The 23,708-nt window shown below is 59.9% G+C and carries 21 protein-coding genes; all 21 read right to left on the bottom strand.

Going from position 1 to position 23,708, the window contains the following annotated elements:
• Positions 1 to 54: 54 nt before the first annotated feature.
• Positions 55 to 1,524: an NADH-quinone oxidoreductase subunit NuoN gene (nuoN, locus tag QRN20_RS21100; protein WP_004884637.1), complete on the bottom strand. Its 1,470-nt coding sequence runs from the start codon at positions 1,522 to 1,524 to the stop codon at positions 55 to 57.
• 7 nt (positions 1,525 to 1,531) lie between these two features.
• Positions 1,532 to 3,064, bottom strand: a complete 1,533-nt coding sequence (gene nuoM, locus QRN20_RS21095; RefSeq protein ID WP_004884638.1) for an NADH-quinone oxidoreductase subunit M — start codon at positions 3,062 to 3,064, stop codon at positions 1,532 to 1,534.
• A gap of 39 nt (positions 3,065 to 3,103) precedes the next feature.
• A complete protein-coding gene (gene nuoL / locus QRN20_RS21090; protein WP_004884639.1) occupies positions 3,104 to 4,957 on the bottom strand; it encodes an NADH-quinone oxidoreductase subunit L in 1,854 nt (617 codons plus the stop codon).
• Positions 4,954 to 5,262: an NADH-quinone oxidoreductase subunit NuoK gene (nuoK, locus tag QRN20_RS21085; RefSeq protein ID WP_002554020.1), complete on the bottom strand. Its 309-nt coding sequence runs from the start codon at positions 5,260 to 5,262 to the stop codon at positions 4,954 to 4,956. The genes nuoL and nuoK overlap by 4 nt, the downstream gene beginning before the upstream one ends.
• Positions 5,259 to 5,768: an NADH-quinone oxidoreductase subunit J gene (gene nuoJ, locus QRN20_RS21080; protein ID WP_004884640.1), complete on the bottom strand. Its 510-nt coding sequence runs from the start codon at positions 5,766 to 5,768 to the stop codon at positions 5,259 to 5,261. Before nuoJ ends, nuoK begins: the two co-directional genes overlap by 4 nt.
• A gap of 10 nt (positions 5,769 to 5,778) precedes the next feature.
• The gene (gene nuoI, locus QRN20_RS21075) at positions 5,779 to 6,327 is read right to left on the bottom strand and encodes an NADH-quinone oxidoreductase subunit NuoI (RefSeq protein WP_004884641.1); all 549 of its coding nucleotides are present in this window, start codon (positions 6,325 to 6,327) and stop codon (positions 5,779 to 5,781) included.
• A gap of 11 nt (positions 6,328 to 6,338) precedes the next feature.
• The gene (gene nuoH, locus QRN20_RS21070; RefSeq protein WP_004884642.1) at positions 6,339 to 7,346 is read right to left on the bottom strand and encodes an NADH-quinone oxidoreductase subunit NuoH; all 1,008 of its coding nucleotides are present in this window, start codon (positions 7,344 to 7,346) and stop codon (positions 6,339 to 6,341) included.
• Entirely contained in the window at positions 7,343 to 10,060 is a 2,718-nt protein-coding gene (gene nuoG, locus QRN20_RS21065; RefSeq protein WP_122605945.1) for an NADH-quinone oxidoreductase subunit NuoG, read from the bottom strand. The genes nuoH and nuoG overlap by 4 nt, the downstream gene beginning before the upstream one ends.
• A 139-nt stretch (positions 10,061 to 10,199) precedes the next feature.
• Entirely contained in the window at positions 10,200 to 11,558 is a 1,359-nt protein-coding gene (gene nuoF, locus QRN20_RS21060; RefSeq protein ID WP_004884644.1) for an NADH-quinone oxidoreductase subunit NuoF, read from the bottom strand.
• Entirely contained in the window at positions 11,555 to 12,052 is a 498-nt protein-coding gene (gene nuoE, locus QRN20_RS21055; protein WP_004884646.1) for an NADH-quinone oxidoreductase subunit NuoE, read from the bottom strand. The genes nuoF and nuoE overlap by 4 nt, the downstream gene beginning before the upstream one ends.
• A 2-nt stretch (positions 12,053 to 12,054) precedes the next feature.
• On the bottom strand, positions 12,055 to 13,836 hold the full coding sequence (gene nuoC, locus QRN20_RS21050; RefSeq protein ID WP_004884655.1) for an NADH-quinone oxidoreductase subunit C/D: 1,782 nt from the start codon (positions 13,834 to 13,836) through the stop codon (positions 12,055 to 12,057).
• Between the two features lie 74 nt (positions 13,837 to 13,910).
• Positions 13,911 to 14,585, bottom strand: a complete 675-nt coding sequence (locus tag QRN20_RS21045) for a NuoB/complex I 20 kDa subunit family protein (RefSeq protein ID WP_004884656.1) — start codon at positions 14,583 to 14,585, stop codon at positions 13,911 to 13,913.
• A gap of 10 nt (positions 14,586 to 14,595) precedes the next feature.
• Positions 14,596 to 15,009 carry an NADH-quinone oxidoreductase subunit A gene (locus tag QRN20_RS21040; RefSeq protein ID WP_002554011.1) on the bottom strand — a complete coding sequence of 138 codons (414 nt, stop codon included), beginning with the start codon at positions 15,007 to 15,009 and terminating at the stop codon, positions 14,596 to 14,598.
• 453 nt (positions 15,010 to 15,462) lie between these two features.
• Entirely contained in the window at positions 15,463 to 16,788 is a 1,326-nt protein-coding gene (aceA, locus tag QRN20_RS21035) for an isocitrate lyase (RefSeq protein ID WP_058430517.1), read from the bottom strand.
• A 529-nt stretch (positions 16,789 to 17,317) separates the two neighbouring features.
• Positions 17,318 to 18,049, bottom strand: coding sequence for a secretin N-terminal domain-containing protein (locus QRN20_RS21030; protein ID WP_025993063.1), 732 nt, complete (start codon positions 18,047 to 18,049; stop codon positions 17,318 to 17,320).
• A gap of 185 nt (positions 18,050 to 18,234) precedes the next feature.
• The gene (locus QRN20_RS21025) at positions 18,235 to 18,657 is read right to left on the bottom strand and encodes a GNAT family N-acetyltransferase (protein WP_004884663.1); all 423 of its coding nucleotides are present in this window, start codon (positions 18,655 to 18,657) and stop codon (positions 18,235 to 18,237) included.
• Positions 18,650 to 19,816, bottom strand: a complete 1,167-nt coding sequence (locus QRN20_RS21020; RefSeq protein WP_004884664.1) for a ribosomal protein uL16 3-hydroxylase — start codon at positions 19,814 to 19,816, stop codon at positions 18,650 to 18,652. The genes QRN20_RS21025 and QRN20_RS21020 overlap by 8 nt, the downstream gene beginning before the upstream one ends.
• Before the next feature lie 61 nt (positions 19,817 to 19,877).
• Positions 19,878 to 21,248 (bottom strand): adenylosuccinate lyase, encoded by a 1,371-nt coding sequence (gene purB / locus QRN20_RS21015; RefSeq protein WP_025993065.1) that lies wholly within the window; start codon positions 21,246 to 21,248, stop codon positions 19,878 to 19,880.
• A gap of 130 nt (positions 21,249 to 21,378) precedes the next feature.
• Positions 21,379 to 21,999, bottom strand: coding sequence for a high frequency lysogenization protein HflD (hflD, locus tag QRN20_RS21010; RefSeq protein WP_029241633.1), 621 nt, complete (start codon positions 21,997 to 21,999; stop codon positions 21,379 to 21,381).
• On the bottom strand, positions 21,999 to 23,129 hold the full coding sequence (gene mnmA / locus QRN20_RS21005; RefSeq protein WP_096767790.1) for a tRNA 2-thiouridine(34) synthase MnmA: 1,131 nt from the start codon (positions 23,127 to 23,129) through the stop codon (positions 21,999 to 22,001). The genes hflD and mnmA overlap by 1 nt, the downstream gene beginning before the upstream one ends.
• A gap of 60 nt (positions 23,130 to 23,189) precedes the next feature.
• Entirely contained in the window at positions 23,190 to 23,636 is a 447-nt protein-coding gene (locus QRN20_RS21000) for an NUDIX hydrolase (RefSeq protein WP_004884674.1), read from the bottom strand.
• Positions 23,637 to 23,708: the final 72 nt, after the last annotated feature.

Here is a 23,708-nt window from a genome sequence, read left to right as displayed (position 1 = left end):
ATTGGAGGCGAAAAAAAACCCTGCTCGATAGCAGGGTTTTTTATGTTCAGGCAATCAGCCCGGCATGTGAATGCCCGCGTTGACCACCAGATCCAGCAACGGTTGCGGGTAGACACCGAGCACGAAGGTCAGGATCGCCACCGCCAGCAGCATGACGCCACCGGTGCGCTGCGCCCAGTTGAAGGCTGCGTCGTGACGCGGCAGCTTGGCATCGACCAGGTACATCGTGACCATGACGCGCAGGTAGTAGAACAGGCCGATGGCGCTGCCCAGTACCAGTGCACCGACCAGCCACCACAGTTGGGACTCGACACCCGTCGCGATCATGTAGAACTTGCCGATGAAGCCAGCCGTCAGCGGAATACCCGCCAGCGACAACAGCATCAGGGTCATGACAGCAGTCAGGTACGGACGACGCCAGAACAGACCACGGTATTCGAACATCGCATCGGCATCACGACCGCTGTAAGGCGACGACATCATGGTGATCACACCGAAGCTGCCCAGGGAGGTCAGCACATAGGTCGCCAGATAAACACCGATGGCTTCGACCGCCATGCCTTTGCTGGCAACCAAGGCGATCATCAGGTAACCGAAGTGTGCGATGGATGAATAACCCAGCAGACGCTTGAGGTTGGTCTGAGTCAGTGCCAGCAGGTTACCGACCAGAATCGAGGCCACTGCGATGACTGCCAGCACGTCCTGCAGAACGCCACTGCTCGCGGCCGGCGAGATCTGGAACAGACGCACCAGTACGGCGAACACCGCTACCTTGCTGGCGGTGGCCAGGAAAGCAGCAACCGGAGCCGGAGCACCTTCGTAGACGTCTGGCGTCCAGAGGTGGAAGGGCACGAGCGACAGCTTGAATGCCAGGCCGACCAGCATCATCGCCAGACCCAGGCTGGCAATCGGGCTCGGCATGCCGGTCGCAGCGATGGCCTTGCCGATACCTTCGAAGCTCAGCGAGCCTGCTTCTGCGTACAGCAACGCCATACCGAACAGCAGGAAGGCCGAACCCGCAGCCGACAGCACCATGTACTTGATGCCGCCTTCCAGCGAGCGCTTGTTGAAGAAGGCATAGGCCACCAGACCGTAGACCGGCACCGACAACAGCTCCAGACCGATGAACAGGCCAGCCAGATGCTGAGCGCTTACCAGAACCAGGCCGCCAGCGGCTGCCAGCAGGATCAGCAGGTAGAGTTCTTCGCGGTTGCCCGGATACCCGACCTTGGCGTCGCCCAGATAGGCGTGCGCCATGGTGACGCAGGCCAGGGTAGAAGCGAGGATGATCGCCATGTACAGGCAGGCGAAGTTGTCGATCTGCAGCAGCGGTGTAACCGCCAGTGGGGCGACTTTCAAGGCCGGGTAAATGGAAAGCAGGGCCAGGTTCAGACCCGCTACCGAAAGCAGAAAGGTTTGCGAGTGATTGCGGCGCCACGCGATTGCCAGCATCACCACAACGATGGTGAGGCTGGTAATCAGCAGCGGCGCAAGCGCAATAAAGTGTTGAATCGTCAGGTCCATAGCGCTCTTACCGGGCCGAAGCGAGTTGAGTGAAGGCAGTGCCTAGCCATTGCTGCACGCCGTGCATGGTCGCTGCCGAGGTGTCGAGGATCGGCTGCGGGAAGACCCCGAGCACGATCAGCAACACGGCAAGGCCCAGCACCATGATCATTTCCCGTCCATCCATGCCCTTGAGAATCTCGTCCGATTTGGACGGGCCGAAATAGGCGCGGTGGATCATGATCAGCGAGTAGACAGAACCGAATACCAGACCGGAAGTGGCAATGGCCGTGACCCATGGCGAGCTGACAAAACTGCCCAGCAGGATCAGGAACTCACCGACGAAGTTACCGGTGCCCGGCAGACCCAGAGAGGCGGCTGCAAAAAACAGGCTGATGGCCGGCAGGTAGGCGATGCGCGACCAGAGGCCACCCATCTCGCGCATGTCACGCGTGTGCAGGCGCTCGTACAACTGACCACTGAGGATAAACAGCGCAGCGGCCGACAGACCATGCGCCAGCATCTGTACGACGACGCCTTGCAGCGCCTGCTGGCTGCCGGAGTAGATGCCGATCAGCACGAAACCCATGTGCGAGACGCTGGAAAACGCGATCAGACGCTTGATGTCGGTCTGTGCAAAAGCCAGGAAGGCACCGTAGAAGATGCCGACCAGACCGAGCGTCATTGCGATCGGCGCGAACTCTGCCGAGGCATTCGGGAACAGAGGCAGCGCGAAACGCAGCAGGCCGTAGGCAGCGGTCTTCAGCAGGATGCCCGCCAGATCGACGGAACCCGCTGTCGGCGCCTGGGCGTGTGCATCCGGCAGCCAGGAATGGAACGGCACGACCGGCAGCTTCACCGCGAACGCGATGAAGAAGCCCAGCATCAGAATGTACTCGGTACCCGGTGCCAGCTTGGTTTTCAACAGGTCGGCGTAGGCGAAGGTGATCACGCCGGTCTGATTGAAGTGCACCAGCACCAGACCCAGAATCGCCACCAGCATGATCAGACCGCTGGCCTGAGTGAAGATGAAGAACTTGGTCGCAGCGTAAATACGGGTCTTCTTGCCGTCTGCCGAGCTGTGACCCCAGAGCGCGATGAGGAAGTACATCGGCACCAGCATCATTTCCCAGAAGAAGAAGAACATGAACAGGTCGATGGCGAGGAACACGCCAACCACACCGCCCAGGATCCACATCAGGTTCAGGTGGAAGAAGCCCACCTTGCGCTGAATCTCTTTCCAGGAGCAGAGCACCGACAGCACGCCAAGCAGGCCGGTCAGCAGAATCATCAGCAACGACAGGCCATCAAGCGCCAGGTGTACGTCGATGCCGAAACGTGTGATCCACGGCTGGTGGAATTCCAGGGTCCAGGTCGGATCCGCGCCGGGCACCGGCGCGTAGCCGAAGTTGCCGGTGGCCCAGAGCCAGAGGCCCAGGGCCAGTTCGAGGGTCATGGTCAGCAGCGCGATCCAGCGCGGCAGGGTAGGGCCGAAGCGCTCACCCAGCCAGCACAGCAGGCCGCCGATAAAGGGGATCAGGATTAGCCAAGGCAGAATCATGACGGGCTCAATTCCTTTCGCAAATTCGCAAGGTTCATGTCAGACCGCAACCAGAATGACGGCGCCGAGTACCAGAACGGCACCCACGGCAATCGAGGCAGCATACCAACGCAGCTGGCCGGTCTCGGTACGGCTCATGGTGTCATGACCGCCTTTGACCAGACGTGGGATCAAGCCGATGGTGCGGTCGAACGGATCGCTACGCAGCAGATGACTGATCGCCAGATAAGGTTTGACGAAAAGCTTGTCGTAGATCCAGTCGAAGCCCCAGGCGGCGAACCACCAGGCTGACAGGAAACGGCCCGGGCCGCTGTTGGCAATGGCCGTCACCAGACGACGCTTGCCCAGGAACAGCAGTGCCGCCAGCAGGATGCCCGCCAGTGCGATGGCACCCGAGGCAATTTCCAGGCTGTGCTTGGCTTCGCCACCGGCATGGCCAACGCTTTGCGGCAGTACACCGGCCAGCGGAGGCGTGATCAGCGCGCCGATGAAGGTCGACAGCACGATCAGCACCGACAGAGGCAGCCAGTGAGCGATGCCGTGACCCGCGTGCGCCTCGGTCTTGGCTTCACCATGGAACGCGATGAAGATCAGGCGGAAGGTGTACAGCGAGGTCATGAACGCACCGACCAGACCGGCGTACAACAGACCGTTGTTGCCGCTGGCGAACGCTTCCCAGAGGATTTCGTCCTTGGAGTAGAAACCGGCGGTCAGCAGCGGCAGGGCAGACAGAGCGGCACCACCGACGATGAAGCTGGCGTAGGCCAGTGGCAGTTTCTTCCACAGGCCGCCCATCTTGAAGATGTTCTGCTCGTGGTGGCAGGCAACGATCACGGCACCCGATGCGAGGAACAGCAGCGCCTTGAAGAACGCGTGCGTCATCAGGTGGAAGATCGCACCTTCCCATGCGCCGACGCCCAGTGCCAGGAACATGTAGCCGATCTGGCTCATGGTCGAGTAGGCGAGGATGCGTTTGATATCGGTCTGCACCAGCGCTGCAAAACCCGCCAGTACCAGTGTCACGCCACCGACGATGCCCACCAGATGCAGAATATCCGGAGCCAGAGCAAACAGGCCGTGGGTACGTGCGATCAGGTAGACACCGGCCGTTACCATGGTTGCGGCGTGGATCAGTGCCGAAACCGGGGTAGGACCGGCCATCGCGTCCGCCAGCCAGGTCTGCAGTGGCAGCTGTGCGGACTTACCGACAGCACCACCGAGCAGCATCAGCGTCGCCAGTACGATCCAGAAGTCACCAACCTTGAAGTGCTCCGGCGCCCTTACCAGCAGCTCCTGAACGTTCAGCGTACCCAGTTGCTGGAACAGGATGAACAGGCCGATGGCCATGAACACGTCGCCGATACGGGTCACGATGAACGCTTTGAGGGCTGCGTTGCCGTTGTTGCGGTTGCTGTAATAGAAACCGATCAACAGGTAACTGCACAGGCCAACGCCTTCCCAACCGAAGTAGATGAACAGCAGGTTGTCGCCCAGGATCAGGAACAACATGCTGGCAATGAACAGGTTGGTGTAGGAGAAGAAACGCGAGTAGCCCGCCTCACCGCGCATGTACCAGGACGCGAACAGGTGGATCAGGAAACCTACGCCGACCACGACACCCAGCATCGTGACGGACAGGCCGTCCAGATACAGCGCGAAGTTGGGCTGGAAGCCATCCACGTCCATCCAGCGCCACAGCACCTGGGTGTAATGACCACCCTCCGGCGGTGCGACGTTGAACTGCCAGATGACCCAGGCTGCAACGATGGCCGAGAGCCCGATGGAGCCGACGCCGATGAGCGCTGCCAGGTTTTCCGAAATGCGGCCGCGTGAAAACGAAAGCAGCAGGAAACCGATGAGGGGAAATACAAAAGTCAGAAAGAGAAGATTCATCCGCGCATCTCACTGGCAGCGTCGATATCGAGCGTGTGGAAGCGGCGATACAGTTGCATCAGGATCGCCAGGCCAATACTGGCCTCGGCGGCTGCAAGGCTGATCACCAGGATGAACATGACCTGTCCATCCGGCTGCGCCCAGCGGCTGCCGGCAACGACGAACGCCAGAGCGGAGGCGTTCATCATGATCTCGAGGCTCATCAACACGAAGAGAATGTTACGTCGCACCATCAGGCCGACCAGGCCGAGGCAGAACAGGACACCGGCAACCGCCAGACCGTGTTCCAGAGGGATAGCATTCATTGGCTTGGCTCCTTCGCCTCGTTGCGGCCCAGGTGGAATGCCGTGACTGCAGCTGCAAGCAGCAGCATCGAGGCAAGTTCCACGACGAGCAGATAAGGCCCGAACAGGCTGATACCGACCGCCTTGGCGTCGACCGTGGTGTGACCGATGGCAGCGCCGGTCTGGTTGGCGAACAGCACATACAGCAGCTCTGCCAGCAACAACACGCCGAGGATGACCGGACCGAGCCAGATACCCGGCTTCAGCCAGGTACGTTCCTGCTCGACCGAGGCCGGGCCCAGGTTGAGCATCATGACCACGAACACGAACAGCACCATGATCGCGCCTGCGTAGGCGATGACTTCCAGAACACCGGCGAACGGTGCGCCAAGACTGAAGAACGTCATGGCGACGGCGATCAGCGAAATGATCAGGTAGAGCAGGGCGTGCACCGGATTCGTGTTCGTGATCACCCGCAGGGTGGACACGACAGCGATACCGGATGCGAAATAGAAAGCGAATTCCATCTTTACTTCCTTAAGGCAGCAAGCTCTTGACGTTGATCGGCTCGGCTTCGTTCTGCGCGGAGCCCTTGGGCTTGCCGGCAACGGCCATGCCCGCAACGCGGTAGAAGTTGTAGTCGGGGTTCTTGCCGGGGCCGGAGATCAGCAGATCTTCCTTCTCGTACACCAGATCCTGACGTTTGAAGTCGGCCATCTCGAAGTCCGGCGTAAGCTGGATTGCGGTGGTCGGGCAGGCTTCTTCACACAGACCGCAGAAAATGCAGCGTGAGAAGTTGATGCGGAAGAAGTCCGGATACCAGCGGCCGTCCTCTTTCTCCGCCTTCTGCAACGAAATGCAGCCCACCGGGCAGGCCACGGCGCACAGGTTGCAGGCCACGCAGCGCTCTTCACCATCGGGGTCGCGCGTCAGGACAATACGGCCACGGTAGCGGGGCGGCAGGTAAACCTGCTCCTCGGGGTATTGCAGGGTGTCGCGTTTGCGGAAGCCGTGACCGAACACCATCACCAGGCTGCGCAATTGGGTACCAGTACCCTTAACGATGTCGCCAATATATTTGAACATGGGTCAAATCCTCACTGAACCGAGCCTGCCGGTGTGTTCAACAACACAATCGCAGCAGTCACCAGCAAATTGATCAGGGTCAGCGGCAGACAGAATTTCCAGCTGAAGTCCATGACCTGGTCATAACGTGGGCGCGGAATGGAAGCGCGCAACAGAATGAACAGCATGATGAAGAACGCGGTTTTCAAGGCGAACCAGAAGAAGGCCAGCGATGGCAGGATATCGAACGGGCCGTGCCAGCCGCCGAAGAACAGGGTCACCAGCAACGCCGAGATCAGAATGATGCCGATGTATTCGCCAACGAAGAACATGCCCCATTTCATGCCGGCATATTCGATGTGGTAACCGTCGGCCAGTTCCTGCTCGGCTTCCGGCTGGTCGAATGGGTGACGGTGAGTCACTGCCACGCCTGCGATGAAAAACGTACAGAAGCCGAAGAACTGCGGAATGATGAACCACAGGTTTTGCGCCTGATATTCGACGATGTCGCGCATATTGAACGAGCCGACCTGTACCACGATGCCCATCAGCGCCAGGCCCATGAACACTTCGTACGACACGGTCTGCGCCGAGGCACGCAAGCTGCCCAGCAGGGCGAACTTGTTGTTGCTCGACCAGCCTGCGAACAGCACCGCATAGACCGAGAGACCGGCCATTGCGAAGAAGAACAGCAGGCCGATGTTCAGATCCGCCACGCCCCAGGTGGGGGTGATCGGGATCACGGCGAACGCGATCAGCAGGGCGCTCATGGCCACGACCGGTGCCAGGGTGAAGATCACCTTGTCGGCAAACGGTGGCGTCCAGTCTTCCTTGAAGAACATTTTCAGCATGTCGGCAGCGATCTGGAACATGCCGAACGGGCCGACGCGGTTCGGACCGTAACGGTCCTGCCACCAGCCCAGCAGGCGACGTTCCACGAAACTGAGCAACGCACCGCAGACAACGACGGCCAGCAACACCACGATGGCCTTGACGACCGCGATGATTGCGTCAATCACTTCAGGGGTGAACCAGGTCATTGCGCTGCCTCCTGCAGACCGTCAACGGATTTGCCGAACACTGCCGGAGGAATGCCCGGCAGACCTGCCGGCAGTGCAACCAGACCGGCGCCGAGTTCTTCGTTGATGCGCAGCGGCAACTTCAGAGTCTGACCCGCGACATTGAGCGAGATCAGCGCACCTTCGTTGACGCCCAGACGATCCGCTTCCGACTTGGCCAGTGCCACGTAGGCCTGTGGAATGCGCTCTTGAACCGGTGCCGCCAGAGACGAGGTTTCGTCGCTGCCGAACAGGTGGAAGAACGGCACAACCTGCCAGGTGCCACGCTCTGGTGCAAAAGCACGAGGAACGCTGGCGAACCAGGACAGACCATCGCCCTTGCTTTCGATCAGGCGAGTGCCCGGGTCGCCAGCACGCAGATGACCACCGACTTCGTCCTGGAACTTGTTCCAGGCCTGTGGCGAGTTCCAGCCCGGAGACCAGGCGAACGGCACTTGCTGGCGCGGCTCGGCAGAACCCGAATAACCTTCCATGGAGAAGGCAAACGCGGTGTCCTTGTCTTGCGAGGTACGCGGTTCATGAACGCTGATGTTGGCGCGCATGGAGGTACGACCGCTGTAACGCAAAGGCTCGCGAGCCAGTTTCAGGCCCTTGATGCGGAACGAAGCCGATGGCGCAGCGTTGACGATACCGGCCAGTTGCGCGGAGCTGCTGGCGCAGGCTTCGGTGACATGGTCGAGTTGTGTCCAGTCCACCGGCTTGTTGAGCAGGGTCGCACGCAGGGCATGCAGCCAGCGCCAGCCTTCATGGATCATGATGCTGGCATCCAGGTAGGTCGGATCGAACACCTGGAAGAAGCGCTGGGCACGTCCTTCCTGGCTGACCAGCGTACCGTCGCCTTCGGCGAAGCTGGCAGCGGGCAGAACCAGATGGGCACGATCGGAAGTCGGCGTTTTCTGATGATCGGCAACGATCACCACTTTCGCGGCGCTCAGTGCAGCGTCAACCAACGAGGCATCGACGCGGCGATACAGGTCGTTTTCCAGCACCACGATCGCGTCGGCCTTGCCGGAAATGACAGCTTGCAGCGCAGCATCAACGGACTCACCACCGAACATGGCCAGACCCATGCTGTTGGCTTCCGGCACGATCAGACTGATGGAGCCTTGCTTGTCACGCAGCTTCAAGGCCTTGGCGATGTTCGCGGCGGCTTCGATCAGTGCGGTCGAACCCAGCGAGCTGCCGGAAATGATCAGTGGACGCTTGGCAGCGAGCAGCGCGTCGGCAATGCGTTGTGCCAGTTCCAGTGCTTCGCTGTCCAGGCCTTCGACGGCCGGCGCGCTGGCATCCAGTGCGTGGGCAACAGCGAAACCGATACGGGCCATATCATCCGGCGCAGCATGCACACACTCTTCGGCCACATCGTCCAGACGGGTTTCAGCCAGGCTGGCGATAAACAGCGGGTTCAGCTCGTGCTGACCAATGTTCTTCACGGCAGCGTCGAGCCATGGCTGGACTTTCATGGCCGCAGCCATGTCTTCGGCCTTGCCCTTGACGGCCTGACGCAGACCCAGTGCCATACGGGCAGCAGTCTGAGTCAGGTCTTCGCCCAGGACGAAGATGGCGTCGTGATCTTCGATGTCACGCAGGGTAGGAACCGGCAGCGGGCTGTCGTTCAGAACCTTGAGGATCAGACGGATACGCTCCAGCTCACCGGCCTCGATGCCGCTGTAGTAGTGCTCGGCACCCACCAGTTCGCGCAGGGCATGGTTGCTTTCCAGGCTGGCGCGTGGCGAGCCGATGCCCACGATGTTGCGCCCGCGCAGCAGATCGGCCGCCTTGTCCAGTGCTTCGTCCAGGCTCAGTTTGACCTGACCGTTGGCGAGCAGTGGCTGGCGAGGACGATCCTTGCGGTTGACGTAGCCATAGCCGAAGCGGCCACGGTCGCACAGGAAATACTGGTTCACGGAACCGTTGTAGCGGTTCTCGATGCGGCGCAGTTCGCCATAACGCTCGCCCGGGCTGATGTTGCAACCGCTGGAGCAGCCATGGCAGATGCTTGGCGAGAACTGCATGTCCCACTTGCGGTTGTAGCGCTCGGAGTGGGTCTTGTCGGTGAAAACACCGGTCGGGCAGACCTCGGTGAGGTTGCCGGAGAATTCACTTTCCAGCGTGCCGTCTTCAACGCGACCGAAGTAGACGTTGTCATGCGCGCCGTAAACCCCCAGATCCGTGCCGCCCGCGTAGTCCTTGTAGAAACGGACGCAGCGATAGCAGGCGATGCAGCGGTTCATCTCGTGCGCGATGAACGGCCCCAGCTCCTGATTCTGGTGGGTGCGTTTGGTGAAGCGATAGCGGCGCTCGTTGTGGCCGGTCATCACCGTCATGTCTTGCAGGTGGCAGTGACCGCCTTCTTCGCAGACCGGGCAGTCGTGCGGGTGGTTGGTCATCAGCCATTCGACGACACTGGCGCGGAACGCCTTGGATTCATCGTCTTCGATGGAAATCCAGGTGTTGTCGGTGGCTGGCGTCATGCAGGACATCACGATACGACCACGCGTGTCGTTCTCGTCGGTGTACTGCTTGACCGCACATTGGCGACAGGCGCCAACGCTGCCCAGGGCAGGGTGCCAGCAGAAATAGGGAATATCGAGGCCCAGCGACAGGCAAGCCTGTAACAGGTTGTCTGCGCCATCGACTTCGAGGGCTTTGCCGTCTACGTGGATAGTAGCCATGGTTCAAAGATCTTCGTTGGCCCGTTGTCAGCAGGCGTGGCTAATGGAATCTCGGTAGTACCTGCAGCGTTCAGCCCGTCAGGGCGTCAGCAGGTACGAGGACGGCGGCCTTGAAAAGTCCGCCGTCCGGTGTGTCTTGTTATGCGCCGACCATGGTCGGACTTTTGCCGGGTGTCAGCGTGTCAGGTCGTGCGGGTGCGATACCGGCTTCGAACTCGGAACGGAAGTATTTGATCGCACTGCCCAGCGGCTCGACGGCTCCTGGTGCGTGTGCACAGAAGGTCTTGCCAGGGCCGAGGAAATTGACCAGACCCAGCAGGGTTTCGATATCGCCCGGCTGGCCCTGACCGTTCTCGATCGCACGCAGCATCTTCACGCTCCATGGCAAACCGTCGCGGCATGGCGTACAGAACCCGCAGGATTCCTGAGCGAAAAACTCTTCCATGTTGCGCAGCAGCGAAACCATGTTCACCGAGTCATCGACTGCCATCGCCAGACCGGTACCCATCCGCGTACCGACCTTGGCAATGCCACCGGCGTACATCTGGGCGTCAAGGTGTTCAGGCAGCAGGAAACCGGTACCGGCGCCGCCTGGTTGCCAGCACTTGAGCTTGAAGCCGTCGCGCATGCCACCGGCGTAGTCTTCGAACAGCTCGCGGGCCTGTACGCCGAATGGCAGCTCCCACAGGCCAGGATTCTTGACCTTGCCGGAGAAGCCCATCAGCTTGGTGCCGTGGTCTTCGCTGCCTTCGCGGGCGAGCGATTTGTACCAGTCGTTGCCGTTGTTGACGATGGCCGGCACGTTGCACAGGGTTTCAACGTTGTTCACGCAGGTCGGCTTGCCCCAGACACCCACGGCAGCGGGGAAGGGCGGCTTGGAACGCGGGTTGGCGCGACGACCTTCCAGGGAGTTGATCAGTGCTGTTTCTTCACCACAGATGTAGCGACCGGCACCGGTGTGCACGAAGAGCTCGAAATCAAAGCCCGTGCCCAGAATGTTCTTGCCCAGCAGACCCGCTGCCTTGGCTTCGGCCACGGCGCGGTTCAGGTGCTTGGCCGCAGTAACGTATTCGCCGCGCAGGAAGATGTAACCGCGATAGGCTTTCAAGGCCTTGGCGCTGATCAGCATGCCTTCCACCAGCAGATGGGGCAGTTGCTCCATCAGCATGCGGTCCTTCCAGGTGTTGGGTTCCATTTCGTCCGCGTTGCACAGCAGGTAGCGGATGTTCATGGATTCGTCTTTGGGCATCAGGCCCCACTTCACGCCAGTGGGGAAGCCTGCGCCGCCGCGACCCTTGAGGCCGGAGTCCTTGACGGACTGGACGATTTCGTCGGCTGACTGCTGCAGCAGCGCCTTGCGCGCCGCTGCGTAGCCGTCTTTGGTCTGGTACTCGTCAAGCCACACGGGCTCGCCGTCGTCGCGCAGACGCCAGGTCAACGGGTGAGTTTCTGCGGTTCGCGCAATGCGGTTCGCAGGGCCGAAGGACGTGATGGTCATAGGTAACCCTCCAGCATCTTGGCAACGCCAGCAGGCTGTACGTCGCCGAAAGTATCGTCATCGACCATCACGGCCGGGGCCTTGTCGCAGTTGCCCAGGCAGCAGACGGGCAGCAGGGTGAAGCGGCCGTCTTCGGTGGTTTGACCCAGACCGATGCCGAGCGAAGTCTTGATCTCGTCGACCACTGACTCGTGGCCGCCGATGAAGCACACCATGCTGTTGCAGACACGAATGATGTGGCGTCCGACCGGCTGACGGAAAATCTGGCTGTAGAAAGTGGCCACGCCTTCGACGTCGCTGGCAGGAATGCCCAGCAGATCGCCAATGGCGTAGATCGCACCGTCCGGCACCCAGCCACGTTCCTTCTGAACGATCTTCAGGGCTTCGATGGACGCCGCGCGCGGGTCCTCGTAGTGATGCATTTCGTGCTCGATGGCCGAGCGCTCTGTTTCGCTCAGCGCGAAACGGTCTGTCTGGATAAGCGGGCTGTTCATGCTTAGCGGTCCACGTCGGCCATAACGAAATCGATACTACCCAGGTACGCGATCAAGTCCGCGACCATGCTGCCTTTGATCACCGAAGGGATCTGCTGCAGGTGCGGGAAGCTTGGGGTGCGGATCCGGGTACGGTAGCTCATGGTGCCGCCGTCGCTCGTCAGGTAATAACTGTTGATACCCTTGGTCGCTTCGATCATCTGGAAGGATTCGTTGGCCGGCATCACCGGGCCCCACGAAACCTGCAGGAAGTGCGTGATCAGGGTTTCGATGTGCTGCAGGGTGCGCTCTTTGGGCGGCGGCGTGGTCAGCGGATGATCAGCCTTGTACGGGCCGGCCGGCATGTTGCGCATGCACTGGTCGATGATCTTGATGCTCTGGCGCATTTCTTCCACGCGCACCATGCAACGGTCGTAGGCATCACCATGGACAGCCAGCGGGACTTCGAACTCGAAGTTCTCGTAGCCCGAATAAGGACGGGCCTTGCGCAGGTCGAAGTCCAGGCCGGTGGCACGCAGGCTTGGGCCGGTAACGCCCCAGTCCAGCGCTTCTTTGGTGTTGTAGGCAGCGACGCCAACGGTACGGCCCTTGAGGATGCTGTTCTGCAATGCCGCCTTGGTGTATTCGTCGAGGCGCTTTGGCAGCCAGTCCACGAAGTCCTTGACCAGTTTTTCCCAGCCGCGTGGCAGGTCGTGTGCAACACCGCCGATGCGATACCAGGCCGGGTGCAGACGGAAACCGGTAATGGCTTCGATCACCGTGTACGCCTTCTGACGGTCGGTGAAGGTGAAGAACACCGGGGTCATCGCGCCCACGTCCTGGATATAGGTACCCAGGAACAGCAAGTGGCTGGTGATACGGAAGAATTCGGCCATCATGATACGAATCACGTTGACGCGATCTGGCACGGTGATCCCGGCCAGTTTCTCGACCGAAAGCACGTACGGCAGGTTGTTCATCACCCCGCCCAGATAATCGATGCGGTCGGTGTAAGGGATGTAGCTGTGCCAGGACTGGCGTTCGCCCATTTTCTCGGCACCACGGTGGTGATAGCCGATGTCCGGGACGCAGTCGACGATTTCTTCGCCGTCCAGCTGCAGGATGATACGGAACGCACCGTGGGCCGAAGGGTGGTTCGGGCCCAGGTTGAGGAACATATAGTCCTCGTTCTTGCCGGAACGCTTCATGCCCCAGGCTTCCGGATTGAAGCGCGCGGCTTCTTCTTCCAGTTGCTGTTTGGCGAGCGTCAGGCTGTAGGGATCGAATTCGGTCGCGCGCGCGGGGAAATCCTTGCGCAGCGGGTGACCTTCCCAGGTCGGCGGCATCATGATGCGGGTCAGGTGCGGGTGGCCCGGGAAATCGATCCCGAACATGTCCCACACTTCACGCTCGTACCAGTTGGCGTTTGGCCAGATACCGGTGACGGTCGGCACGCTCAGGTCGCCTTCCGACAGCGCTACCTTGAGCATGACGTCGCTGTTACGTTCTATCGACATCAGGTGATAGAACACAGTGAAGTCGGCGCCCGGCAGTCCGCGGCGGTGAGTGCGCAGGCGCTCGTCCACGCCATGCAGGTCGTAGAGCATGGAATAGGGCTTGGACACCTGACGCAGGAACGTCAGGATTTCCACCAGTCGGGCGCGCTCGACCCACAGCACAGGCATGCCGGTGCGGGTCGTCTGGGCCGTGAAGGCCTCGGCGCCAAAACGGTTATTCAGTTCAACGACGACGTCTTGGTCGTCAGCCTTGTAAGGCGGGATGTACAGAGCGTTGTCTGCAGTCATAGGTCTCAATCACTTCGGTCAACGTACAGAATCAACCCCGGTTCCTGTCTTTTTTATAAGAAGAACGGGCTGGATCAGACTTCGTCGGGGCTGCGCAGGTTGGTGACCTGAATACGCTGTTCGCGGCGCTGTTCCTTTTGCGACGGCATGTCGGCGCGATAGACGCCTTGATCACCGACGACCCAGGAAAGTGGGCGACGCTCCTGGCCGATGGATTCCTGCAGCAGCATCAGGCCTTGCAGGAATGCCTCGGGGCGGGGCGGGCAGCCGGGCACGTAGACATCCACGGGGAGGAACTTGTCCACACCTTGAACCACGGAATAGATGTCGTACATGCCACCGGAGTTGGCACAGGCGCCCATGGAAATGACCCATTTCGGTTCAAGCATCTGTTCGTACAGACGCTGAATGATAGGAGCCATCTTCAGGAAAGGCGTACCGGCGATTACCATGAAATCCGCCTGACGTGGCGAAGCCCGGATAACCTCGGCGCCAAAGCGCGCGATGTCGTGAGGAGCCGTGAAGGCGGTGGTCATTTCCACGTAGCAGCACGACAGGCCGAAGTTGTAGGGCCAAAGAGAGTTCTTGCGCCCCCAGTTGACCGCACCGTTCAGCACGTCTTCAAGCTTGCCCATGAAAATGTTTTTGTGGACTTGATCTTCTAACGGATCGGAAACGGTTTCCCGTTTGCCGATGGGGTACTGCTCGTTAGGAGCGTCCGGGTCGATCCTTGTAAGGTTGTATTGCATCGCCAAAGCCTCATTGTTTCAGCTTCGCTTGCCGGTTACGGCGACCTTCAGGAGCCCAATCAAGTGCTCCAACCCGCCATAGGTAGACAAGACCTGCCAACAGAATTGCTATGAAAACGAGAGCTTCGACGAATCCGGTCCAGCCGCTTTCGCGGACGGACACAGACCAGGCAAAGAGAAAAAGGGCTTCAATGTCAAAGATCACGAAAAGCATCGCGACCAGATAGAATTTTGCGGAGAGACGCAGACGCGCGCTGCCGGTAGGCAACATGCCGGATTCGAAAGGTTCGTTCTTGCTGCGGCCCCACGCCTTGCTTCCGAGCAGGCTGGAGAGACCGAGCATGAAGGCGCAAAGGCCGACAACACCCAAAAGGAAAATGGCGAAGCCCCAGTTGTGGGCAATCAATCCTGTCGATTCGGGCATGCTGGCAGTCCTTGTTAGAGAGCAAAGGTCTCTGTGCTTGATAAAGAGTCGAGGCAGTGACGAAATGTCGCAGAGCAGTCAACGCGATGATTTTATGTGCAAACAGTTGGCAAGTAAATTTTCTACATCAAATTTATTCAACGAATCAATCGGCTATAAGCCCTTTGAGAGGCTGCAGGGCCTGCCAGGCGGGCGTTACAGGGCTTTTCATCCATTATGTATCAACCGGTCGAAAATGAATGAAACGCAATTTGAATGATAATTGATATCATTTGAGGGGTGCTGTAAGTTCTGCTTGCCATAGTTACGCCATGAGTTGATTAAACGCCTGCAGATTTATCGCATTACGTGCAGCGGCTTACATTGTCCCGGATCAATACCGCGCATCGATGCTCTGGAATAAAAAAACCGCCCCTTGGGGCGGTTTTTTCATCGAGCGCGTTGCCGGGTGGATCAGTGGAACTGTTCTTCTTCTGTCGAGCCGGTCAGGGCGGTGACCGATGACACGCCGCCCTGGATCACGGTGGTCATGTCGTCGAAGTAGCCGGTGCCCACTTCCTGCTGGTGGGCCACGAAGGTGTAGCCCTTGGCGGCGTCAGCGAACTCCTGCTCCTGCAGTTTTACGTAGGCGGTCATGTCGTTGCGGGCGTAGTCATGCGCCAGGTTGAACATGCTGTGCCACATATTGTGGATGCCCGCCAGCGTGATGAACTGGTGCTTGTAGCCCATCGCCGACAGCTCGCGCTGGAATTTCGCGATGGTCGAGTCGTCCAGGTTCTTCTTCCAGTTGAAGGAAGGCGAGCAGTTATAGGACAGCAACTGGTCCGGGTATTCCTTCTTGATCGCCTCGGCGAAGCGACGTGCTTCGTCCAGATCCGGTTTGGCAGTCTCGCACCAGATCAGATCGGCGTATGGCGCGTAGGCCAGGCCGCGTGAGATCGCCTGATCCAGGCCGGCACGTACCTTGTAGAAACCTTCCGGCGTGCGCTGGCCGGTCACGAACTGCTCGTCGTAAGGGTCGCAGTCCGAGGTCAGCAGGTCTGCCGCGTTGGCATCCGTACGAGCCAGAATGATGGTCGGCACGCCAGCGACGTCGGCAGCCAGGCGGGCAGCCACCAGCTTCTGAATGGCTTCCTGGGTGGGCACCAATACCTTGCCGCCCATGTGGCCGCATTTTTTCACCGAGGCCAACTGATCTTCGAAGTGCACGCCGGCAGCACCGGCCTCGATCATGCTTTTCATCAGCTCGTAGGCGTTCAGTACGCCGCCGAAACCGGCTTCGGCGTCTGCCACGATGGGCGCGAAGTAGTCGATATAGCCTTCGTCACCCGGGTTCTTGCCGGCTTTCCACTGGATCTGGTCGGCACGGCGGAACGAGTTATTGATGCGCTTGACCACGGTCGGGACTGAGTCAACCGGGTATAGCGACTGGTCCGGGTACATGGATTCGGCGGAGTTGTTGTCGGCGGCAACCTGCCAGCCGGAGAGGTAGATCGCCTGAATGCCGGCCTTGACCTGTTGAACCGCCTGACCGCCGGTCAGCGCGCCCATGCAGTTGACGAAGTCCTTGTCAGGCCGGAAGGATGGCCTGGCACCTTGCGTGACCAGATTCCAGAGCTTGTCAGCGCCCATTTTTGCGAGGGTGTGTTCCGGTTGAACCGAGCCACGCAAGCGGACCACATCGGCGGCGGAATAGGTACGGGTCACGTGTTTCCAGCGCGGATTTTCAGCCCAGTCTTTCTCGAGAGCCGCTATTTGTTGTTCGCGTGTCAGTGCCATGGAGATAAACCTCTAGAAGTAGGTCTTGTTGGAAAGTCCTGCTCCGCCAAAACGCCTTGTTTATCGAAGGCACGGTAGATGGCTGCTCGCTGACAGGAAACCCTGGATCGGGCCGCCGGTTAACGGATGGCGATGGGTGAACGATGGCTCGAGGAGAGAGAGCAGGGTGCCGGGCATGACTCAGTCAAGTGGACAGTCTGGCTCGTGGATGCCGTTATGCGTCACCAAAAAGCCTTGCCGGGTTACCGTTTACGCTTCCGTCCCTCGGGACAACTTCGTTCCAGTCGCAACCTCGTCAAACTGCCTTGTGGGCGGTGCGGACACGAATCGGCTCTAGTGGGTGAGTCAGAGCGGCGATTCGAAGGCCTGTTCAGGACCTCTGATCAGCGGGAGCGAGGCAATCATGCCTCGCGATTTTTGACCCGTCAAACAATTTGTAGTGCTTTTTAAAAATCACTACATATCTGTTTGAAAGCGACCGGCTGGTCATTAAAAGCCCCGCAGGTGCTGGGCTTCAGGCATGCGCACGCTATTCGAGGGTTTGCACCATCACGCGCAGTACCATGTCGTCCCGACCCTGGGTCGAATAGCGTTGAGCGACGCCGTTCTGATCGGCCATCGACTGGTCGCTGCTGCTGGCCAGCGTGATCCATTCGCCGAGGCGACCGCTGACCTGGCTGTCAGTGCTTTGTACCTTGATGGCGTCAGGCCGCTCCTGGCTCATCCGGTCGCGGTTGGTGCTGATATTCAGGTGCACCGTCTCGCCTGTGACGCTGGCGGTGACGTAAAACCCCTGAGTCACGTTGCGGTATTCGGTATTGCTCTGCGCGTAGCCATAGGAGTCGGTTGACGAGGTGGTCAGGGGCACGCTTTGTCCGACCTGAATGAGCGCTGGCGCACCCTCGGTGGCCTGTATCTGTTGCACCCCGCCTTCGCGACTGACTGTGCCATAGTTGATGACCCGGGACCCATTGGCGCTGCGCGAGGCGTTCTCACTGGTGTCCACGCTGATCAGCAAGCGCTTCGGCGCTGTGTCGAGCTGCGAAATCAAGGTGCGAAGTTCTTCGATCTTGCGCGAATCCGCGTTGACGACAAGCTGGTTTCCATAGGCGCTGACCGTGCCGTCCTGGCCCAGAAAAGACTTGGCAACGGGCAGCAGATCGGCGCTGGTCCGGTAATTGAGCGGCACGACTTCCGTCGCCGCGAGTGTGCAGGTGCTGAATAGGATCAGCAGCGAGGCGAGCAGGGTACGTCCTGACATGTCCAGTCTCCGCAATGATTGCGTAAAGCATGAGTGTGCCATGTTGTCGGCCTGTGGAGGGCAAGCTGAATGTCCGGATGGCAAAACGCCCCGACATTTGTGTTCCAGCATAGTCCGGCTGGAACAGGAAAATCGGGGCGTCATGTTTTTGTAGTGCGCTTTTTAACGCCTACATACCTTGGTGCTCAGGCCTGGCGTACCATGTTCACGTGTGGCAGTCCTGCTTCGAGAAACTCGTCACTGACCACGGTGAAGCCAAAGCGCTCGTAAAACGCGATGGCCTGAACCTGAGCGCTGAGTTTCTGCTCCTTCAGGCCGCGCTTCTCGGCCTCATTGATCGCAGCGGTCAGCAACGCTTCGCCGACTTTCAGCCCTCGCCAGTCCTTGAGCACAGACAGTCGACCAATTTCACCATCCTGCAGCAGGCGGGCAGTGCCGATCGGGTAATCGCCCTCTGATGCCAGGAAGTGCACGGCGTCCATGTCTTCCGAGTCCCACTCGAGTTCCGGCGGAACCGATTGCTCGGCGATGAAGACCGCATCGCGGATGCGCCTGATATCGGCGTTTTTTCTCTGCCAGTCTGCAACAGATACGGTGACTTTATTCATCGGCAAATCCCAGGCTTCCTTGTTTTACGAGTTCGCAAAGCAGATTGCGTCCTTCGTCATCGGCCAACCATTGGCCAAGGTTTTCGCTGTGCAGCGCATCGGCAGCGCAGATCAGTTTGAGCAGTTCGCGCAGGTTGCCCGGCAACAGGCGGCTCTGGCCACTGGCAAACAGTAGCAGATCATCGTCCACTTCCGACCAGGCCAGGCGTGCGCTCGGGTTGCGAATGAGCACTGCGCCCTGTTCCAGGCTGTCGAGCAGGTCTTCTTCGGCCAGTTCCGGGCCGGTCACCAGTTCCGGGTAGCGTGGCTCGGTCATGAACTGGCCGAACCAGGTCAGCAGCAGGCGCTCGTCGCCCATGTGCTCGGCCAGCAAAGCCTTGAGGCGGTCGAGTGCGTCATGCTGGATCTGGTGAGGATCACTAACCGGCTGTGCGTCGGCGTCGGTATAGCGCTCTTCATCAGTGATGAATTGGCTGAGGAAGTCGGTGAAATGGGTCAGCACTTCGGCTGCCCCAGGGGCGCGGAAGCCGACCGAGTAGGTCAGGCAGTCGTCCACGGCCACGCCGCAGTGGGCCAGACGCGGCGGCAGGTAAAGCATGTCGCCCGGCTCCAGCGTCCATTCTTCGGTCGCTTCGAAGTCGGCAAGAATGCGCAGGTCTGCATGCTGCAGGAGAGGGCTGTCGGAGTCGCACATCTGGCCGATCTGCCAGTGCCGCTTGCCGTGGCCCTGAAGCAGGAACACGTCGTAATTGTCGAAATGCGGGCCGACGCTGCCGCCGGGTGCGGCGTAGCTGATCATCACATCGTCGATACGCCAGCTTGGCAGGAACCGGAAGTGCTCCAGCAGTTCGCTGACTTCCGGAACGAACTGATCCACTGCCTGGACCAGCAGCGTCCACTCGCGCTCAGGCAGTTTGCTGAATTCGTCTTCGGCGAACGGGCCGCGACGCAGCTCCCAGGGACGCTCGCCTTTTTCGATGACCAGTCGCGACTCGACCTCTTCTTCCAGGGCCAGACCAGCCAGCTCGTCTGCATCGATCGGACTCTGGAAGTCCGGCAATGCCTGACGGATCAGCAATGGCTTTTTCTGCCAGTAATCACGCATGAAGACGCGCGCGCTGATGCCGCCCAGAAGTTGAAGAGGAATATCAGGATTCATGTGTAAGCCCTTGAAATGAAAACGCCCGGCACAGCCGGGCGTGTGCAAATTGTCTTGCGTGTCAGATGCGCTTGGCTTGAGCTGCCGCGTTGCCGATGTAATTGGCGGGGGTGAGCTTTTTCAGCTCGGCCTTCGCTTCGGCAGGCATGTCCAGGCCGTCGATGAAAGTTTGCAACGCTTCTGGGCTGATGCCCTTGCCGCGTGTCAGTTCTTTCAGCTTTTCGTACGGGTTTTCGATGTTATAGCGACGCATGACCGTCTGGATCGGCTCGGCCAGGACTTCCCAGCAGGCGTCCAGATCAGCCGCGATGCGCTGTTCGTTCAGTTCCAGCTTGCCAATGCCCTTGAGGCTGGCTTCGTAGGCAATCACGCTGTGGGCAAAACCTACGCCCAGATTGCGCAGCACGGTGGAGTCGGTCAGGTCGCGCTGCCAGCGGGAGATTGGCAATTTGCTAGCCAGATGCTGGAACAATGCGTTGGCGATGCCCAGGTTGCCTTCGGAGTTCTCGAAGTCGATCGGGTTGACCTTGTGCGGCATGGTCGAAGAGCCGATCTCGCCCGCGATGGTGCGCTGCTTGAAATAACCCAGGGAGATGTAGCCCCAGATGTCGCGGTCGAAGTCGATCAGAATGGTGTTGAAGCGTGCAACGGCATCGAACAGCTCGGCTATGTAGTCGTGCGGCTCGATCTGAGTGGTGTAGGGGTTGAAGCCCAGACCCAGTTCGTCTTCGATGAACGCGCGCGCGTTCGCTTCCCAATCGATATCGGCATAGGCCGACAGGTGAGCGTTGTAGTTGCCCACTGCACCGTTGATCTTGCCCAGCAGGGGCACTGCCGCGATCTGTGCGATCTGGCGTTCCAGTCGGTAAACGACGTTGGCCAGTTCCTTGCCCAGCGTAGTGGGGGAGGCTGGCTGGCCGTGGGTGCGCGACAGCATTGGCACGTCGGCGAAACGGATGGCCAGTTCACGGATGGAATCGGCGATCTGGCGCATCAGCGGCAGCATGACGGTGTCGCGGCCTTCGCGCAGCATCAGGGCGTGGGACAGGTTGTTGATGTCCTCGCTGGTGCAGGCGAAATGGATGAACTCGCTGACGTTTTCCAGTTCGGGCAGCTTTGCGGCCTGTTCCTTGAGCAGGTATTCCACGGCTTTCACGTCGTGGTTGGTGGTGCGCTCGATCTCTTTCACGCGCTCGGCGTGTTCCACGGAGAAGTCTTCGGCCAGCGTGTTGAGGATGGCGTTGGCCTGCGCGGAGAATGCCGGCACTTCAGTGACCTGCGGATGAGCCGCCAGACGCTGAAGCCAGCGCACTTCGACCATCACGCGAAAACGGATCAGGCCGTATTCGCTGAAAATAGGGCGTAGGGCCTGGGTTTTGCCGGCGTAGCGGCCATCAACAGGGGAAACCGCGGTGAGCGAAGAAAGCTGCATGGGGTGCTCTCGGACAGTCGGGCAACGAAAAGGGCGCGTATCATACATGAAAAATCAGTCCGACTGAGGCGGACTGACCAGCGTAGATCGCACCGTGCCTGTGGTGGTGGGGATCATTGCGGCGCGGCGGTCAGCCGTGCAGCAATGGGTAAAGTTCTTTCAATAGCTTGCGTCGATTGAAGACCAGCTGCCAGCGATGACCGCCAACCTGCCGCCACAGCCGCGCCGAGCGAATCCCGGCCAGCAGCAGGGCGCGAATCTTCGATGCATTGTTGGGTTGCTGCAGGTTGCGCATATCGCCATGTACCTGAATACGCTGGCGCAATGTGCTCAGCGTGTCCTGATACAGGGCGCCGGTAGCAGCGATCACGTTCTCGTGGGCCACGCCAAAGTGCTCGGCCTGGGACTGAATCACCGGAATCCGCTTGCCGATCACTTCCAGCATGTCGTCACGCTTGGCCAGTTGGCGTTCCAGGCCCAGCATGGCCAAGGCGTAGCGCAACGGCTCGCGTTGCAGTGTCGCGGGGTCGCGTTCCAGAGCGCTGACCATTGCGCGATAGCCTTCATGCAGGTTCAGATCGTCGCCGCCGTACACGTCCAGCGTGTCCTTGGGGTCGATCACCAGCAGGCTACCGATCATGCAGCTCATCGCCGCTTCGCTGACCTGACCGGTCTTGGCGATCCGGTCGACCAGTACGGCGGCCTGGAACACGCCACCCAGGGCGGTCAGTTGTTCCTGAGTCGGGGTCATCAACGCTTGTCCTTGCTGGTCCAGGGTTCGGCGACTTCGATTACGCCACCGCCCAGACAGATTTCACCCTCGTAGAACACGACGGACTGGCCGGGTGTGACCGCACGTTGCGGCTCGTCGAACGTGGCGCGATAGCCATCAGCGGTCTTTTCCAGCGTGCAATGCTGGTCGCCCTGGCGATAGCGGACCTTGGCGGTCAGCTTGCGCGGGCTGCTCAGGTCGATGGGATTGACCCAATAGATCTCCGAGGAGACCAGCGCCCGGGAGAACAGCCATGGATGATCATTGCCCTGGCCCACGATCAGCTCGTTATGTTCCAGGTCCTTGACCAGCACGTACCACGGATCATCGCTGGCGTCTTTCAGGCCGCCGATGCCCAGGCCCTGGCGCTGGCCGATGGTGTGGTACATCAGGCCGCTGTGGCGACCGATCACTTCACCGTCGGTGGTCTTGATCTCGCCGGGCTGGGCGGGCAGGTACTGGCGCAGGAAATCCGTGAAGCGACGCTCGCCGATGAAGCAGATCCCGGTGGAATCCTTTTTCTTGGCGGTCGCCAGGCCATGCTTTTCAGCAATGGCGCGCACTTCCGGCTTTTCCAGTTCGCCGACCGGGAACAGTGTTCTGGCGATCTGTTCGCCACCCACGGCATGCAGGAAATAGCTCTGGTCCTTGTTCGGGTCCAGACCCTTGAGCAGTTCGGTGCGGCCATCGATATCGCGGCGACGCACATAATGGCCGGTGGCAATCAGGTCGGCACCCAGCATCAGGGCGTAGTCGAGGAAGGCCTTGAACTTGATTTCCCGGTTGCAGAGGATGTCCGGGTTGGGGGTGCGCCCGGCCTTGTATTCTTCCAGGAAGTGTTCGAACACATTGTCCCAGTACTCGGCGGCGAAGTTGGCGGTGTGCAGCTTGATGCCGATCTTGTCGCACACAGCCTGGGCGTCGGCCAGGTCTTCGCGGGCGGTGCAATATTCCGTTCCGTCGTCTTCTTCCCAGTTCTTCATGAACAAGCCTTCCACCTGATAACCCTGCTCCATGAGCAGTACGGCGGAAACGGAAGAGTCCACGCCGCCGGACATGCCGACGATCACGCGCTTCATTTCTGAGTTGGAGGGAGCTGGATCACGCATAGGGATTCAATGGGTGGCCTTGAAAAGGACGCGATTCTATCAGGCTGAGGGCGTCCAGTCTCACGCCTTGTCGCGCAGCAGGTCGAGACTGAATCGTTCGGCATTCAAATAGTCGTCCACGCAGCGCAGTACCAGTTCGCTGCGCCAGCGGTCCTGCTCGGCAAGCAGTTCGTCGCGAGTGAGCCAGATCGGGCCGACGATGCCGTCATCGAGTGCGTAGTCGGGATGATGGCGCAAAGCCTTGGCGGCAAAGCAGATACGCTGATAGGTCACGCCGTTGCTGGGCGCTGTATAGAGGTAAATCCCCACCACGCTGCTCAGTTCGACATCCCAGCCGGTCTCTTCCAGCGTTTCGCGAACAGCCGCGCGCTGCAGGCTTTCGTTCGGGTCAAGATGGCCTGCGGGCTGATTCAGCACCTTGCGACCGCCCTTGATCTCTTCGACGAACAGAAATCGCCCCTGATCCTCGACAATCGTGGCGACGGTAACGTGGGCTTGCCAATCCATAAAGGGCTCCTTCAAGAGAGGAATGAAGCGCGAAGTATAGGGGCTGGAGCCTGCTCTTCGCTTGAACGAAAA

The sequence above is a fragment of the Pseudomonas sp. fls2-241-TYG-175 genome (assembly GCF_030209155.1).
GTDB classification, from domain to species: Bacteria; Pseudomonadota; Gammaproteobacteria; order Pseudomonadales; family Pseudomonadaceae; genus Aquipseudomonas; species Aquipseudomonas viridiflava.
The sequence above is the reverse complement of the archived record's forward strand: the minus strand, read 5'-3'. Positions and strand labels throughout refer to the sequence as shown.